Annotated in this window: 17 protein-coding genes; 9 read left to right on the top strand and 8 right to left on the bottom strand. The window is 68.0% G+C overall.

Annotated features, from left to right (window positions below):
* Positions 1 to 67 precede the first annotated feature (67 nt).
* Positions 68 to 943, top strand: a complete 876-nt coding sequence (gene tesB / locus ACFFJ6_RS08685) for an acyl-CoA thioesterase II (RefSeq protein ID WP_378386514.1) — start codon at positions 68 to 70, stop codon at positions 941 to 943.
* A gap of 53 nt (positions 944 to 996) precedes the next feature.
* Here the strand turns inward: tesB and ACFFJ6_RS08680 are convergent, their stop codons facing one another.
* Entirely contained in the window at positions 997 to 2202 is a 1206-nt protein-coding gene (locus tag ACFFJ6_RS08680; protein WP_378386512.1) for a penicillin-binding protein activator, read from the bottom strand.
* Between the two features lie 232 nt (positions 2203 to 2434).
* Between ACFFJ6_RS08680 and rsmI the strand changes: the two genes are divergently transcribed.
* The 8 genes from rsmI to olsB all read left to right on the top strand — a co-directional run bounded on the left by rsmI (position 2435) and on the right by olsB (position 10704).
* On the top strand, positions 2435 to 3403 hold the full coding sequence (gene rsmI / locus ACFFJ6_RS08675; protein ID WP_378386510.1) for a 16S rRNA (cytidine(1402)-2'-O)-methyltransferase: 969 nt from the start codon (positions 2435 to 2437) through the stop codon (positions 3401 to 3403).
* Complete coding sequence (locus ACFFJ6_RS08670) at positions 3390 to 3776, top strand: YraN family protein (protein ID WP_378386508.1); 387 nt, start codon at positions 3390 to 3392, stop codon at positions 3774 to 3776. The genes rsmI and ACFFJ6_RS08670 overlap by 14 nt, the downstream gene beginning before the upstream one ends.
* A gap of 83 nt (positions 3777 to 3859) precedes the next feature.
* On the top strand, positions 3860 to 4801 hold the full coding sequence (gene gshB, locus ACFFJ6_RS08665; protein WP_378386506.1) for a glutathione synthase: 942 nt from the start codon (positions 3860 to 3862) through the stop codon (positions 4799 to 4801).
* A gap of 296 nt (positions 4802 to 5097) precedes the next feature.
* Positions 5098 to 5322: a hypothetical protein gene (locus ACFFJ6_RS08660; RefSeq protein WP_378386504.1), complete on the top strand. Its 225-nt coding sequence runs from the start codon at positions 5098 to 5100 to the stop codon at positions 5320 to 5322.
* A gap of 92 nt (positions 5323 to 5414) precedes the next feature.
* Entirely contained in the window at positions 5415 to 6953 is a 1539-nt protein-coding gene (locus ACFFJ6_RS08655; RefSeq protein WP_378386501.1) for a YifB family Mg chelatase-like AAA ATPase, read from the top strand.
* A 105-nt stretch (positions 6954 to 7058) separates the two neighbouring features.
* Complete coding sequence (locus tag ACFFJ6_RS08650) at positions 7059 to 7544, top strand: hypothetical protein (RefSeq protein ID WP_378386499.1); 486 nt, start codon at positions 7059 to 7061, stop codon at positions 7542 to 7544.
* Positions 7545 to 7657: 113 nt separating this feature from the next.
* Positions 7658 to 9586, top strand: a complete 1929-nt coding sequence (locus ACFFJ6_RS08645) for an ATP-binding protein (protein WP_378386497.1) — start codon at positions 7658 to 7660, stop codon at positions 9584 to 9586.
* Between the two features lie 158 nt (positions 9587 to 9744).
* Complete coding sequence (gene olsB / locus ACFFJ6_RS08640; RefSeq protein WP_378386495.1) at positions 9745 to 10704, top strand: l-ornithine N(alpha)-acyltransferase; 960 nt, start codon at positions 9745 to 9747, stop codon at positions 10702 to 10704.
* Between the two features lie 348 nt (positions 10705 to 11052).
* On the opposite strand, the gene coaA is transcribed toward olsB, so the two are convergent.
* The 7 genes from coaA to hisB form a co-directional block, all read right to left on the bottom strand.
* A complete protein-coding gene (gene coaA, locus ACFFJ6_RS08635) occupies positions 11053 to 12009 on the bottom strand; it encodes a type I pantothenate kinase (protein WP_378386493.1) in 957 nt (318 codons plus the stop codon).
* Positions 12010 to 12116: 107 nt separating this feature from the next.
* Positions 12117 to 12440 carry a phosphoribosyl-ATP diphosphatase gene (locus ACFFJ6_RS08630; protein WP_378386491.1) on the bottom strand — a complete coding sequence of 108 codons (324 nt, stop codon included), beginning with the start codon at positions 12438 to 12440 and terminating at the stop codon, positions 12117 to 12119.
* Positions 12441 to 12507: 67 nt separating this feature from the next.
* The gene (hisF, locus tag ACFFJ6_RS08625; RefSeq protein ID WP_378386489.1) at positions 12508 to 13275 is read right to left on the bottom strand and encodes an imidazole glycerol phosphate synthase subunit HisF; all 768 of its coding nucleotides are present in this window, start codon (positions 13273 to 13275) and stop codon (positions 12508 to 12510) included.
* 11 nt (positions 13276 to 13286) lie between these two features.
* Positions 13287 to 14024, bottom strand: a complete 738-nt coding sequence (gene hisA, locus ACFFJ6_RS08620) for a 1-(5-phosphoribosyl)-5-[(5-phosphoribosylamino)methylideneamino]imidazole-4-carboxamide isomerase (RefSeq protein ID WP_378386487.1) — start codon at positions 14022 to 14024, stop codon at positions 13287 to 13289.
* Positions 14021 to 14671: an imidazole glycerol phosphate synthase subunit HisH gene (gene hisH, locus ACFFJ6_RS08615; RefSeq protein WP_378386485.1), complete on the bottom strand. Its 651-nt coding sequence runs from the start codon at positions 14669 to 14671 to the stop codon at positions 14021 to 14023. Before hisH ends, hisA begins: the two co-directional genes overlap by 4 nt.
* Entirely contained in the window at positions 14668 to 15186 is a 519-nt protein-coding gene (locus tag ACFFJ6_RS08610; protein WP_378386483.1) for a DUF2628 domain-containing protein, read from the bottom strand. The genes hisH and ACFFJ6_RS08610 overlap by 4 nt, the downstream gene beginning before the upstream one ends.
* A 26-nt stretch (positions 15187 to 15212) precedes the next feature.
* The gene (gene hisB, locus ACFFJ6_RS08605) at positions 15213 to 15806 is read right to left on the bottom strand and encodes an imidazoleglycerol-phosphate dehydratase HisB (RefSeq protein ID WP_378386481.1); all 594 of its coding nucleotides are present in this window, start codon (positions 15804 to 15806) and stop codon (positions 15213 to 15215) included.
* Between the last annotated feature and the right edge of the window lie 133 nt (positions 15807 to 15939).

Raw genomic sequence — 15939 nt, 5'->3', positions numbered from 1 at the left:
TTGACGCGTTTGTTCACGCGAACCGGTGCCCACGTCGCTTGAAAACGCCTTGAGGGAGCCACTGCCGGTGTCCAAGAGCCTGATCGACCTGATCTCGATCCTCGATCTCGAGCCGCTCGAGGTGAACCTGTTCCGCGGCACCAGCCCGAAGACGAGCTGGCAGCGGGTGTTCGGCGGCCAGGTGATCGGCCAGGCGATGGTGGCGGGCTGCCGCACTGTCGAGAACCGGCTGCCGCATTCGCTGCATTGCTACTTCATCCTGCCGGGCGATCCGCAGGTGCCGATCATCTACGAGGTGGAACGGCTGCGCGACGGCAAGAGCTACACCACCCGCCGCGTCACCGCGATCCAGCACGGCCAGGCGATCTTCTCGCTGATGATGTCGTTCCACGACGACGAGGAGACCGAGTTCGACCATCAGGACAAGATGCCGGACGTGCCACCGCCGGAGGCGCTGACCGCGGAGGAGATCTCCAAGCAGCCGTTCTTCAAGGAGATGCCGGACTTCATCAAGCGCTACTACGAGAGCGACCGGCCGATCGAGCTGCGCCCGGTCGAACTGACGCGTTACTTCGGCAAGAAGATCGACGACGGCCGCATCCATGTCTGGATCCGCACCGCCGCCAAGCTGCCGGACGATCCGGCGCTACACATGTGCGCGCTGGCCTATGCGTCGGACTTCTCGCTGCTCGACGCCGTGATGGCGCGCTACGGCCGCACGCTGTTCGACAAGCGGATGATGCCGGCCAGCCTCGACCACGCGATGTGGTTTCATCGCCCGTTCCGGGCCGACGAATGGCTGCTCTACGCGCAGGATTCGCCGTCCGCGCAGGGCGGCCGCGGCCTGACACGTGGCCAGATTTTCAAGCCCGACGGCACGCTGGTGGCCTCGGTCGTTCAGGAAGGCTCCGTGCGACAGCGCCGCGAACCCCCGAAAGGGTGAGATCGACAAGCACCGGTTTGCGGCCGCGCGGCGCGCGCTGACGGCCGGCCGAACTACGCGCCGAAACTCTTCGGCGAGCCGGCCACCGCCTGCGCGCCGGTGCTGGCGACTTTCATCACCGCGAGGCCGCGTTCGTTGGTGCCGTCGGAGCGGAAGCGGAACAGGCCGTCGATGCCGGCGAAGCCCGACGGATTGGTCAGCACCTCGCCGGAGAACCGCTTCGGCCCCTGGGTGCGGGCGAGCGCGGCGACCAGCGCCACCGCGTCATAAGCCAGCGTCGCGGTGCGGACCGGGTCCTGCCCGTAGCGGGTGCGGTAGCGGCCGGAGAAATTGCGGAAGCCGGACGGATCGGGCGCCGCATAGAGGCCGCCCTGCAGCGCCGGCGTGGCGAACACCCGCGGATTGTCCCACAGCCCGGTGCCGAGCAGCTGCAGGCGGCGCAGATCGGCGCCCGCCGCGGTCAGCGCATCGGCGACGCCCGCCAGCGCATCGCCGTCGTCGGCGAGCAGCAGCGCATCGGCGCCGCTCAGCGCCTGCGCGATGGTGCGCGCCGCGCCCGCGCGATCGGCGCCGTATTTCTCGAACGCGGCGATGCGGCCGCCTTTGCTGCTGACGACCTGCTTGAACGCCGCTTCGACCACGCTGCCATAGGCATTGTCGGGCAGCAGCGCCGCGTAGGAGCGTTTGCCGACGCCCGCCGCATAGCCGATGATCCGGTTGACGTCGGACTCCGGCAGGAAGCTGAGCAGATACACGCCGCGGCCGGCGACGCTCGAATCGGTCGAGAACGCGATCATCGAGACGTTGCGCTGGCGGGTCAGCGACGCCGCGGCCGGCACCGACTGCGCGAACAGCGGCCCGAGGATGATCTCGGCGCCCTCGTCCAGCGCCTGCTGGGTCGCGGCCTGCGCGCCCTGCGGATTGCCGGTGTCGTCCTTGACCAGCAGCTGGATGTCCGGATTGTTGAATTCGGCGAGCGCCATCTCGGCGGCGTTCTTCATCGACTGCGCCGCGACGCCGGCATTGCCGGGCGCCGACAGCGGCAGCACCAGCCCGACCTTGACCCGGCCGTTGCCGACCGATTGTCCCTGCTGTTGCGGTTGCGCAGCATCCGCCGGCGGCTGCTGGCCGAACTGGCTGGTCAGAGTCTGCTGCACGCCCGAGCACGCCGCGAGCATCGGCGCGCCGAGAATCAGGCCGACGGCCGTCCGGCGTGTCGCTCGCAGCGGCTTGAAACTGGGATCGCGCAGGTCTGCCATATCGCCTCTTCAAACGACATCCGGCCGGCTGGGCGCCGATCGCCGATATCGCGCTGATTGAAATCTTGCTGGTTCGGCCGGCCGAGGCCGCGGCCGGATCCGGCCCTCCCCCGAGTCCGGATACCTCATCATAATCTCGGCGAATGATTAACCAAAACAAAAGGTTTAGACTGCCCGCCCGAGCCGGACGAATGTGATGTCCGGTATCGCGCCTTTCCCCTAGACTAGGACCATGCGCGCCCGAACCGTCACCTCCGCCTCGCCCGATTCGCCCGCCGACGCCGAGGCGCGAAGCTTCCTGGTGGCGGGCCAGAAGCTGATCGCGCCGCGCGCCGCGCCCGGACTGCATCTGGTGGCCACCCCGATCGGGAATCTCGGCGACATCACGCTGCGGGCGCTGGAGACGCTGGCGGGCGTCGACCAGATCGCCTGCGAGGACACCCGTATCACCCACCGGCTGACCGAGCGCTACGGCATCTCGGCGCCACTCACCCCCTATCACGAACACAACGCCGCGCAGGCACGGCCGAAGATCCTCGACCGGCTGGCGCGCGGCGGCTCGGTGGCGCTGGTGTCGGACGCCGGCACGCCGCTGATCTCCGATCCCGGCTACAAGCTGGTGCGCGAGGCCGCGGCCGCCGGCCATGACGTGATCGCGCTGCCCGGCGCTTCGGCAGTGCTGGCGGCGCTGACGCTGGCGGCGCTGCCGACCGACCGGTTCTTCTTCGACGGCTTTCTGCCCGCCAAGCAGGGCGCGCGCCGCAACCGGCTCGGCGAGCTCGCCGCGATCGACGCGACGCTGGTGCTGTTCGAAGCCGGCAGCCGGATTCACCACAGCCTGCGCGATCTCGCCGACGTGCTCGGCGATCGCGACGCCGCGGTGTGCCGCGAACTCACCAAGCTGCATCAGGAAGTGCGGCGCGCGCCGCTGCAGGAGCTCGCCGCGACCGCCGAAACCCTCGACACCCGCGGCGAATTCGTCGTGGTGATCGGCCCGCCCGATGCCGCCGCGCAGGCGATGACACCGGGCGCGCTCGACGCCTGGCTGCGCGAGGCGCTGCAGAGCGTCAGCGTCAAGGACGCGGTGGCGCAGGCGGTCGAGATCTCCGGGCGGCCACGCCGCGAGATCTATGCCCGGGCGCTCGAACTGGTGCGACAGCGCGAGGCGGGCGATGACGTGACTGACGATGGCCAAGACTGACGGCACGCCCGCGCCCGAACGCGTCGCCGCGTTTCAGACCGGCCTGTCGGCCGAGACGCGCGCCGCCGCGCTGCTGATGGCGAAGGGCTACCGCATTCTGGCCCGCCGCTTCAAAACACCCTATGGCGAGATCGACATCGTGGCGCAGCGGCGCCAGCTCGTCGCCTTCATAGAGGTCAAGGCGCGGGCGCGGCTCGACGACGCCGCCTATGCGGTGACGCCGCGGCAACAGCAGCGCATCATCGCGGCCGCCGAAGCCTGGCTGATGGCGCATCCCGAACACGCGACCTTCGAGCTGCGCTTCGATGCCGTGCTGGTGGCGCCGAAACGGCTGCCGCAGCATCTGCCGGCGGCGTTCGACGCCAGCGCTTGACCGCCGTGGCCGATCGGCCGATAGCCGTTTGCAGACAGTCCTCTGAGCCGAACGTGGTTTGGTTCACAATCCGGAAGCTGTGCATGACACTGAAGGTCGCCGTCCAGATGGACCCCATCGCGCGGATCAACATCCGCGGCGATTCGACATTCGCGCTGCTGCTCGAAGCGCAGAAGCGCGGTCACGCGATCTCGTATTTCACGCCCGACAAACTGTCGCTGCGCGGCAACGACGTCGTCGCCTCGGTGCAGTCGCTTGCGGTGCGCGACCAGGAGGGCGATCACTTCACGCTGGGTGAACCGACGCGCGTCGACATGCGCGGCTTCGATGTCGTGCTGCTGCGCCAGGACCCGCCATTCGATCTCGCTTACATCACCTCGACGCATCTGCTCGAACGCATCCATCCGCACACGCTCGTGGTCAACGATCCGGCCAGCGTGCGCAACGCGCCCGAGAAACTGTTCGTGATGGATTTCGCCGAGCTGATGCCGCCGACGCTGATCAGCCGCAACCTCGACGAGATCAACGCATTCCGCGCCGAGCACGGCGCCGTGGTGATGAAGCCGCTGCACGGCCATGGCGGCGCGGCGGTGTTCCGCGTGCTGCCGCAGGACATCAATTTCGGCTCGCTCTACGACATGTTCGCGGTGACGTTCCGCGAGCCGTGGGTGATCCAGCGCTTCCTTCCGGAAGTGAAGCACGGCGACAAGCGCATCATTCTGGTCGACGGTGAGTTCGCGGGTGCGGTCAATCGCGTGCCGGCGCCCGACGATCTGCGTTCCAACATGGTGCGCGGCGGCGCGGCCGCGGCCACCGATCTGTCCGAAAAGGAACGGACGATCTGCGCGACGCTCGGTCCCAAACTACGCGAACGCGGCCTGCTGTTCGTCGGCATCGACGTGATCGACGGTTACCTCACAGAGATCAACGTCACCTCGCCGACCGGCATTCGCGCCGTCGCAAGGCTCGGCGGTCCGGACATCGCGGGGCGGATCTGGGACGTGATCGAAGCCAAGCGGACGTGACCTCGCGCACACTGCGGCAACTACGCGAGTGCTGGCATCTAAGTAAAAAGTAGTAGATGGCGCACGGCGGCGTCTTACCGCTGGCGCTCGGCCGCGTCCGGCTCTAACCTTTGGTTTTCAGGTATTGGTTGCACGAACGTGGTCGTGGCGTTCCGCGTCCGACGTTTTATTGCCCTGGGAGCTCGAGCATTGCAGGTTCTCATTGCGCGCCGCCGAAGCCCGGCCCTGTCCGCCCGTCCGATCGCTGCCCGCAGCCGGACAGACCACTATTGTCCAGCTCAGCAGCAGGTGACCCCATGAGTCCGTCCGCGAAGCCGCGCGCCGGTCGTCCGGTCTCCACCGAGAGCGGCGCCCAGGCCAAGGCCGTTTCGATCGACGCCCTGGCGTCCACCATCAACCGCGCGATCGAGCAGGCCGAGGATCTCGGCATCAGCTCCGCGGTGCAGCTCTTGATGATGGCCCGGCTCGAAGTCGATCTCACCGAGATCGCGCTGGAGACCAAGCTCAAGAAGTCGGCCTGAGGCGAAGCCTGGGCTACTGCGAGTGATGTTCACTTAATGTTCTTGCGCGGTTCCATGGGCCGCGCTAGCGTTTGACGTCTGCAGGGGGCGTCATGGTCCAGCACGTATCCACGGTGGCTTTCGAAGGCATCGAGGCCCGCGCGGTCGATGTCCAGGTCCAGGTCTCGCCCGGACTGCCGGCTTTCGCCGTGGTCGGGCTGGCCGACAAGGCGGTGTCGGAAGCGCGCGAGCGGGTTCGCTCGGCGCTGATCGCCTCCGGCCTGGCGCTGCCGGCGCGGCGCATCACCGTCAATCTCGCGCCCGCCGACCTGCCCAAGGAAGGCAGCCATTACGACCTGCCGATCGCGCTCGGGCTGATGGCGGCGATCGGCGCCATCCCGTCCGACGCGCTGGCCGGCTTCACCGTGCTGGGCGAGCTCGGCCTCGACGGCTCGATCGCCCCGGTAGCCGGCGTGCTGCCCGCCGCGATCGCGGCGAATGCCCGCGACGAGGGACTGATCTGCCCCGCCGCCTGCGGCTCCGAGGCCGCGTGGGCAAGCCCCGACCTGCAGATCATCGCCGCCACGTCGCTGATCCAGCTCGCCAACCATTTCAAGGGCACGCAGCTGCTCGGCCGGCCGCAGCCGCGGGTGCACGAAGCGGAAGCCTCGACGCTCGACCTGCGCGACATCAAGGGCCAGGAAAGCGCCAAGCGCGCGCTGGAGATCGCCGCCGCCGGCGGACATCATCTCTTGATGGTCGGCTCGCCGGGCTCCGGCAAGTCGATGCTGGCGGCGCGGCTGCCGTCGATCCTGCCGCCGCTGTCGCCCGCCGAACTGCTCGAAGTGTCGATGATCGCCTCGGTGGCCGGCGAGATCCGCGACGGTGCGTTGACGGCGCGGCGGCCGTTTCGCGCGCCGCATCATTCGGCCAGCATGGCGGCGCTGACCGGCGGTGGCATCAAGGCGCGTCCCGGCGAAATCTCGCTGGCGCATCAGGGCGTGCTGTTTCTCGACGAACTGCCCGAATTCGATCCGCGCGTGCTGGATTCGCTGCGCGCGCCGCTCGAGACCGGCGAGGTCGCGGTGTCGCGCGCCAACGCCCGCGTCACCTATCCGGCCCGCGTGATGCTGGTGGCGGCGATGAATCCGTGCCGCTGCGGCCGCGCCTACGAGCCGGGCTACGCCTGCAAGCGCGGCCGGGTCGAACGCTGCAGCGCCGACTATCAGTCGCGGATTTCGGGCCCGCTGATGGACCGCATCGATCTGCGCATCGAAGTCCCGGCCGTCACCGCCGCCGACCTGATCCTGCCGCCGGCCGCCGAAGGCTCGGCCGAGGTCGCGGCCCGGGTCGCCGCGGCGCGCGACCTGCAGCGCCGCCGCTACACGGCGCTCGGCCTGCCGCAGATCCGCACCAACGCCGAGGCCCCGGCCGCGGCGCTGGAAACCGTCGCCCAGCCGGATTCTGCCGGGCTGAAGCTGCTGCGCGACGCCGCCGAAACCATGCGGCTGTCGGCACGCGGCTATCACCGCGTGTTGCGCGTCGCCCGCACGCTGGCCGATCTCGACGGCAGCGAAACGATCGGCCGGCTGCACCTCGCCGAGGCGCTGTCCTACCGGGCGCTCGGCGAAGACATCCGCAGCGCGGCATGATGGTGAATCGGATTCGCCGCGTATCAACCTGCTGGTAACGACCTTTGTTTACGCTCTGCGAACCATAGCCCTGCGTATCGGGGCTGGCGTTGGCGAGGCGTTGTGATGTTGCGTTTCCGAGTTCTGGCCTCGACCGTTCCGCTGCTGCTGCTCGGGCTGTTCGCGCACAGCGAACTGATCGCCGGGCCGCAGCCCTGCATCTCGGCCGGCGACCGCACGGTGCAGATCGCGCCCGCCTCCTGGATGGCGCAGCTCCATGTCGGCTTCACCGACGATCCGTCCCAAGCGACGGTCCGGGTGCAGATCGTCGACGATCCGGATGCAGCCGACTTCGCGGTCTCCGACGACGCCGCCAATGACGAGCAGAGCGCCTGCGCGGCGGGGCCGGACAATCGCATGGTCGCGATCGCCGCGCATCCGTCGGCGGGCGAGCCGGTGATCTACCTGACCCACGACGCCGACAGTGGCGCGGACTACCGGATCTACGTGCGTTCGGCGAAGTTCAGCGAACGTGAAGCCGCGGCGCTGCTGGTCGGCGCCTCCACGCGCCACCTGCCCATCAGCACCGCATCGCTCGGCCGCAACTCTTAAGCTTCGGTCAACCCTGTCGGCATTGCGCGCCGAATCGCGCGTGCGCCTCAAACTCTTTGCAACGCGGACGTTCGATACTGCCGGGCAGAAATGCCGGAGGATCGAGTGGGCGCATGAGGCGGGGGCTGCGGATCGGATCGAGACGCCGCGCTTGGGCGCGCCGGTTTCCGCGGCTGGCCGTGGCGCTGCGCGCCGGGCTCGTATTCGCCGCGGCTTTCGCCGGCGCGTTTGGGCTGATCAGCATCGTCGTCCCGCACAGCACGCCGCAAGTCGCCACGCTCGGCGTGAGCCTGCTGATGGGTTTGTTCTGCGTCGCGCTGGCGGTGCAGAGCCTGCGGCTGCGCCGACTGCACCAGCAGCTCCGCAGGGTGATCCTGCACAACGAAACCCTGGCCGACCGGAACTGGGAGCTGCAGGAATCCAACGACCTGAGCCGCGCCCGGCGCGACACATCCGACAAGCCGGCGGCCATGGGCGAGACCGACGCGACCCGGCGCGCAAAATCCCGGCTGCTCGCGATAGCGTCGCACGAAATGCGCACGCCGCTGGGCGGCATCATCGGGATGAGCCGACTGTTACTCGACACGCCGCTGTCGCCCGAGCAGGCGACCTATGCGCGCGCGGTGAAGACGTCCGGCGAGTCGCTGCTGTCGCTGATCGACGAATTCCTCGACGACGCGCGGATCGATGCCGGCCGGATCGAGCTCGAGCACGCGCCGTTTGGACTGACGCCGCTGATCGAGGAGATCACCGAACTGCTGGCGCCGCGGGCGCAGGCGCGCGGCCTCGAGATCGCCGCCGACGTCGATGAGCGGCTGCCCGCACAGGTCGTCGGTGACGCCGCGCGGCTGCGTCAGGTGCTGCTCAATCTCGCCGGCAACGCCATCAAGTTCACCACCGAAGGCGGCGTCGCGCTGATCGTCAGTCCAGGCGAACGGGACGGCGGGATCGACGTCGTGGTACGCGACACCGGAATCGGCATCGCGCCGGAGGCGCAGCAGCGGATCTTCGGCGAATTCGAACAGGCCGACGAGGCGATCGCCCGGACCTATGGCGGCACCGGACTTGGCCTCAGTATCAGCGAACGGATCGTCCGCCGGATGGGAGGACGCATCACGCTGCGCAGCGAGCCGGGCGTTGGGAGCAGCTTCACGGTTTCGCTGCCGCTGGCCGCAGCCGGCGGTGGGGACGTCGCGCGCCTCGCCCCGCCAGATCTGAGTGGTCAGGCCGTGCTGATCGCCGCGCCGCTGACCGTCGAGGCCGAGCTGGTCGCGCAGCGGCTGCAGCGTTGGGGCGCGCGGACCCGCGTCCTGCGGGATCCGGAGGATGTACGCGCCTCGCTGCCGGATCAGTCCTGGGCGGCGATCCTGATCGATATCGGTTTCGGCCGGGATGTCGCCGAGGCGCTGGCGCAGGACGTCATGGCCGATGTGGCGCAACGTATCTTGCTGCTGACGCCCGCGATGCGGTCCGAGTTTCTTCCGGACTTGCCCGCCGCGTTCACCGGCTATCTGGTCAAGCCGCTGCGCGCGGCCTCGCTCGCCGCACGTCTCGGCGGCGCGCTGATCGATGTCGCCGCGCCCGGAATCGCCGACGGCGAGCCGCCCGGCTTCGACCAGCCGAACATTGCGCCGAGCGGCCTGTCGGTGCTGATCGCCGAAGACAACGACATCAACGCGCTGCTGATCCGCGCGATGCTGAACCGGCTGGGCCATCGCGCCGTGGTGGTCACGGACGGCCGGCAGGCCGTGCAGCATTGGCTGGCGGCGCAGCGCGAGCGCACGCCGTTCGACCTGATCCTGATGGATCTGCAGATGCCGCGTCTTGACGGCATCGCCGCGAGCCGGCAGATCCGCGCGCAGGAAACAACCACCGCGGCGCGGCCGACACCGATCCTGGCGCTCACTGCCAACACGCTGGCCGAGGATCGTGATGCCTGCCTGGCGGCCGGCATGGACGGCGTGCTGATCAAGCCGCTCGACCGCGACAAGCTCGCCGACGTGCTGGCCGACATCGCCGCGATGCGGCCGATCGCCGTGTAGCCGCGGCAGCCTGTTACCAAACCGACATCCCGGTGTCGAAGTTCGGCGACATGTCATGCGCCGGCAATCGATGTGTCACAACGCTGTCGGAACCCCGTGATTTTTGATGCGCGCCGGCCGCGCACCTCGATTCGGTTGCAGGCGGTCACGAGGATGCCATGCACACCGACCAATTCGCCCGCTCGAAGAAGTTCATCAAGCTGCTGCGCCCCGAAGTGGCCGGCGCGGCGGCGCAGACCGCGATCACCTGGTTCAAGCCGGCGCTGAAAATCGGCGACCACGGCAAGCCGATCGCGCAGCCGACCCTGACGCCGGCGACGCTCGGCCGGCTCGGCGCGCTGGAGGTGCGGCTGGCGCAGAAGAAGCAGGACATCAAGCGCGCCCAGAAGCTGCGCTACCGCGTGTTCTACAAGGACGGCACCGCGATCGCCGACGCCGCCACGATGCTGGCGCGGCGCGACAAGGACGCGTTCGACAAGATCTGCGAGCATCTCCTGGTGATCGATCATGCTGCCAAGCCGTCGCTGAGCGGCAAGCAGCCAGTGGTCGGCACCTACCGGCTCCTCCGCCAGGAGATCGCCGATCGCCACGGCGGCTTCTACACACAGAACGAGTTCGACATCGCCGGCATGATCGCGCGGCACCCGCAGCTGCGCTTTCTCGAGCTCGGCCGTTCCTGCGTGCTGCCGCCCTATCGCAACAAGCGCACCGTCGAGCTGCTGTGGCACGGCATCTGGAGCTATGTGCGCCAGCACGGCGTCGACGTGATGATCGGCTGCGCCAGCTTCGACGGCACCGATCCGGAGCGGCTGGCGCTGCCGCTGTCGTTCCTGCATCACTACGCCGCCGCACCCGAAGCCTGGCGCGCGAGGGCTCATCCGTCGCGCTATGTCGAGATGAACCGGATGCCGAAGGACGCGGTCAACCAGAAGGCCGCGCTGCGCGAACTGCCGCCGCTGATCAAAGGCTATCTGCGGCTCGGCGCCTCGATCGGCGAGGGCGCGGTGATCGACCATCAGTTCGGCACCACCGACGTGCTGATCATCATGCCGGTCTCGGCAATCAGTAGCCGCTACATCGAGCACTTCGGCGCCGACGCGACGCGGCACGCGGCATAGCACGGACTATCCAACCAAACAGTCGTCATCCCCGCGAAGGCGGGGATCCAGTATTGCAGAGCGTCTGCGTTCAGCATTCAGTTAATAACGAGCGCTCTGGGATACTAGGTCGCCCGGTCAAGCCGGGCGATGACGGCGGGGAATGGGGCGGCTGCCACAACTCACCTCCGGCGCTCACAACCTACCGTCATTGCCGGGCTTGACCCGGCAATCCATCCTCTTCGCAAGAAGCTCGTCGACGACGCGCTACGCGCTTCGCGCGCGATGGATGCGCGGGCCTTCGCCGCGCCGAAGGGGCTACGGCCCCGCAGGCGGGTCGGGCCCGCGCATGACAGGTAGTAAGTGGCGCTATAGCCGCCGCAGCGAGACCGAATCGACCACGTGGTCAGCGCCCTTTTTAAGAATCAGCGTCGCGCGTGGCCGGGTCGGCAGGATGTTGTCTTCGAGGTTGGCCAGGTTGGTGCGTTCCCAGATCGCGATCGCGGTGGCGGTGGCTTCCTCGTCGGACAGCGGCGCGTAGCGATGGAAGTAGGACCGCGGGTCGTGGAACGCGGTGTCGCGCAGCGCCAGGAAGCGCTTGATGTACCAGTCGCGCAGGACCGGCTCGTCGGCGTCGATATAGACCGAGAAGTCGAAGAAGTCCGACACCACCGGCACCGCCTTGCCGTCGCGCGGCAGCCGGCCGGTCTGCAGCACGTTGACGCCTTCGACGATCAGGATGTCGGGGCGGTCCACCACGGTGAACTTGTTGGGCACGATGTCGTAGGTGAGATGCGAATAGATCGGCGCCTTGACCTTGCGGCGACCCGACTTGATGTCGCTGAGGAAGCCGAGCAGGGCGGGCAGGTCGTAGCTCTCCGGAAAGCCCTTCTTCTGCATGATGCCGGCCCGCTCCAACACCGCATTGGGATGCAGGAAGCCGTCGGTGGTGACGAGATCGACCTTCGGGCGCGGCGACCAGCGCGCCAGCAGCGCCTGCAGCACGCGCGCGGTGGTCGACTTGCCGACCGCGACCGAGCCGGCGACGCCGATGATATAGGGCATCTTGCGTTCGACCACGCCGAGGAAGCGGCGCTGCGCGTAGTAGAGCTGCTGCATCGCCCCGACATGGATCGACAGCAGCCGCGACATCGGCAGATAGATCTCCTCGACCTCGGTGAGATCAAGCCGGTCGTGCATCGATTTCAGCGCGGCGATCTCGGCGGCGTCGAGCGTCATCGGCGTATCCTGGCGCAGATTGGCCCACTCCGACCGCGAGAAGGTGCGGTAGGGATTGTAGTGGTGCAGTTCCGACCTGGCATCCATCGCGGGGTCCTCGCCTTGTTTGTCCGTGACCGGCTTTTGTTGTTGTTGCGGCCGCTGGCCGATGTGGAGATCGTGATCGGGCGAGACCGCCGGCCCCGCCCGCAGAACTAATCGCGCTTGCGCGAGGCTTTTTCTTCGAGACCCGACATCGAGGTGCGCTGACCGAGCGCGGCCTCGACCTCGTCGAGCGTCACACCGCGCGCCTTCAGCAGCACCAGCATGTGGAACAGCACGTCGGCGGCCTCGGCGATCAGATGGCCGCGGTCGTTCTCGACCGTGGCGATCACCAGCTCGACGGCTTCCTCGCCGAACTTCTTGGCGCAATGCTCGGCGCCCTTGTCGAGCAGCTTCTTGGTGTAGGAGGCCTCGCCGCCGGAGGCGGCCCGCGCATCGATGGTGGCGGCGAGATCGTGGAGGGTGAAGCGGGCCATACGCGTACTCTACAATTCTGCCGGCGCTAAGTTATCGCACCGGTCGACGTGACGCCAGAAATCGAGCTCAAGGATCCAGCCGCATGGGCAATCCGGCCCGAAGCATATGATCCTTGGCCTGACGAATGGTGTATTCGCCAAAATGGAAGATCGAGGCCGCCAGCACCGCGGTGGCGTGGCCCTCGCGGATGCCGTCGACCAGGTGATCGAGATTGCCGACGCCGCCCGAGGCGATCACCGGGACGCCGACGCTATCGGCGATGGCGCGGGTCAGCGGCAGATCGAAGCCGGATTTGGTGCCGTCGCGGTCCATCGAGGTCAGCAGGATTTCGCCGGCGCCGAGCGACACGACTTCCTGGGCGAATTCGATCGCGTCGATCCCGGTGCCCTTGCGGCCGCCATGGGTGAAGATCTCCCAGCGGTCCTTGTTCGGCACCCGCTTGGCGTCGATCGCCACCACGATACACTGATCGCCGAACTTCTCGGCGGCTTCCTTGACGAATTCGCGCCGCGCCACCGCGGCCGAATTGATCGAGACCTTGTCGGCGCCGCTGCGCAGCAGTGTCTTGATGTCGTCGACGGTGCGCACGCCGCCGCCGACCGTCACCGGCATGAAGCAGGCTTCGGCCGTGCGCCGGACGACATCCAGCATGATGCCGCGGTTCTCATGGGTGGCGGTGATGTCGAGGAAGCACAGCTCATCCGCGCCGGCGGCGTCATAGGCGATCGCGGCTTCGACAGGATCGCCGGCGTCGCGCAGATCGACGAAGTTGACGCCCTTGACGACTCGGCCGTCCTTGACGTCGAGGCAGGGAATGACGCGGACCTTGAACATCGCGGCGGTCCTTAAGCGGCCTTGGCGGCGCCGATCAGCGCCAGCGCCTGCGCCGGATCGAGCCGGCCGTCATAGAGAGCGCGGCCCGCGATGGCGCCTTCGAGCTTGTGGGCGCGCGGTGAGAGCAACGTCTTCACATCCTCGATCGAGGCGAGGCCGCCGGATGCGATCACCGGGATCGAGATCGCCTCGGCCAGCGCGATGGTGGCGTCCCAATTGATGCCCTTGAGCAGGCCGTCGCGGGCGATGTCGGTGAAGATGATGGCGGCGACGCCGGCGTCCTCGAAGCGTTGGGCGATCTCCAGCGCGGTGACCTGCGAGCTCTCGGCCCAGCCTTCGACCGCAACATTGCCGTCACGGGCGTCTAGGCCGACGGCGACGCGGCCGGGGAATTGCTTTGCCGCATCCTTCACCAGCGCCGGATCGCGCACCGCGGCGGTGCCGATGATGACGCGGCTGATGCCTTTGGACAGCCAAGCGTCGATGGTCTTGAGATCGCGGATGCCGCCGCCGAGCTGCACCGGCATCGACACCACCTTGAGCATCGCCTCGACCGCCTGCGCGTTCATCGGCTTGCCGGCGAAGGCGCCGTCGAGATCGACCACGTGCAGATACTGAAAGCCCTGCGCCGCGAAGCTTTGCGCCTGCGCGGCGGGATCGAGGTTGAACACGGTGGCGCGCGCCATGTCGCCCTGTTCGAGCCGCACGCACTGGCCGTTCTTGAGATCGATCGCGGGGAAGAGAATCACGGCTTCCACTTCAGAAAATTCGAAATCAGCGCCAGGCCGAAGCGCTGGCTCTTTTCGGGGTGAAATTGGGTGCCCAGCATGGTGTCGCGGCCGACCACCGCGGTGAGCGCGCCGCCATATTCGGCGCGGGCCAGCACGTCGGTCTCGTTCTCGGCGGCGAGGTGGAAGGAGTGCACGAAATAGGCGTGCAGGCCCTTCGGCCCGAGCGGCAGCTTCTCCAGCACCGGGTGCTCGCGCAGCATATCGAGCGTGTTCCAGCCCATATGCGGGATCTTCAGGTCTTCCTGCTTGGGCGTGATCTTGACCACGTCGCCGGGGATCCAGCCGAGGCCCTCGGTGGTGACGTGCTCTTTGCCGCGGGTCGCCATCAGCTGCATGCCGACGCAGATGCCGAAGAACGGCCGCGCCTTGACCCGCACCGTCTCGTTCAGCGCCTCGACCATGCCGTCGATCGCATCCAGCCCCTTGCGGCAGTCCGCAAAGGCGCCGACGCCGGGCAGCACGACGCGGTCGGAGCGAAACACCTGCTCCGGATCGCGGGTGACGATGATCTTGTCCGGATTGTCCAGACCGCGCGCCGCGCGCTCGAACGCCTTGGCGGCGGAGTGCAGGTTGCCGGAGCCATAGTCGACGATCGCGACGCTCATCGCAGCCCCCCCGGACGCGGGAACGACCCGACGATGTCACCGTGAATCGAGGACGCCGGCAGCGGCACGTTGCGGGCCGGCGGCGGCGCGCCGCGGTCGATCGGCAGCGAGAAGCTGACCGGCGTGCCCTGCCGGCCGGACCAGCGGTCGAAGAACCGCCGTTCGGCAGCGGGCAGGTCTTCGCCGACCACAACATCGAGCTGACGCCAGCCGCGGCGGCGCAACGTCCAGCGCCACAGGCTGCCGGCCTCGAGGCCGAGCAGGGCGGCGATCAGCAGCAGCACCAGAAAGCGCGGTCCCGATGCGACGCCGAGCGCGCTCATCGCCACCGTCGCCGCGACCGACAGCGCCAGATAACCCAGCATCGCCAGCCACAGCCGCCGGCTCAGCAGCCACAGCGGGCCGAATACGAATGCCCAGACATAGAACCCGTCGCGCACGAAGACGAAGCGGTCCGGCGCGGCGCTCCGCTCGTCGGCGTCCGCCGGGGGCGCATGAACTGTATAGACCGGCATCAAGACTTCTCCGCCGCTGGACGGCGCTAGCCGCCGAGCTGACCCTTGGTCGAAGGCACTTCGCCCGCCGTCTGCGGATCGATCGCCACGGCCGCGCGCAGCGCCCGCGCCAGACCCTTGAAGCAGGATTCCGCGATATGGTGGCTGTTCACGCCATATAGGGTCTCGACGTGCAGAGTCACGCCCGCATTGATGGCGAACGCCTGGAACCATTCGCGGACCAGCTCGGTGTCGAACTCGCCGATCTTGTCGCGCGGAAACTCGGCCTTGAACACCAGGAACGGCCGGCCGGAGACGTCGATCACCACCCGGGTCAGGGTTTCGTCCATCGGCATCAGCATGCTGGCATAGCGGGTGATGCCCGCCATGTTGCCGAGCGCCTGCTTGACCGCCTGGCCGAGCGCGATGCCGACGTCCTCGGTGGTGTGGTGGAAGTCGACATGCAGATCGCCCACCGCCTTGACGGTGATGTCGATCCGGGAGTGCTTGGCGAGCAGCTCGAGCATATGGTCGAAGAAGCCGATCCCGGTCGCCGAATTGGACACGCCGGTGCCGTCGAGGTTGACGGTCACCTCGATGTCGGTCTCGCGGGTCTTGCGCTTGATGGTCGCCGTGCGCATGAAAGCGGCCTCTCCTGGAAAAACGCGGCCCTTTTAACAGGCGGATGACGCCTTCGCTACTGCACGGGGCGCAACGGCGTCCCGATCTTCGTCCTATGGTGACCGGTTTGCGGCCTGCCGGACGGCAGCGGCC

Origin of the sequence: Rhodopseudomonas telluris, assembly GCF_042432815.1 — a bacterium.
In the GTDB taxonomy this organism is placed as follows: domain Bacteria; phylum Pseudomonadota; class Alphaproteobacteria; order Rhizobiales; family Xanthobacteraceae; genus Rhodopseudomonas; species Rhodopseudomonas telluris.
This window is presented reverse-complemented; position numbering and strand designations above follow the sequence as displayed.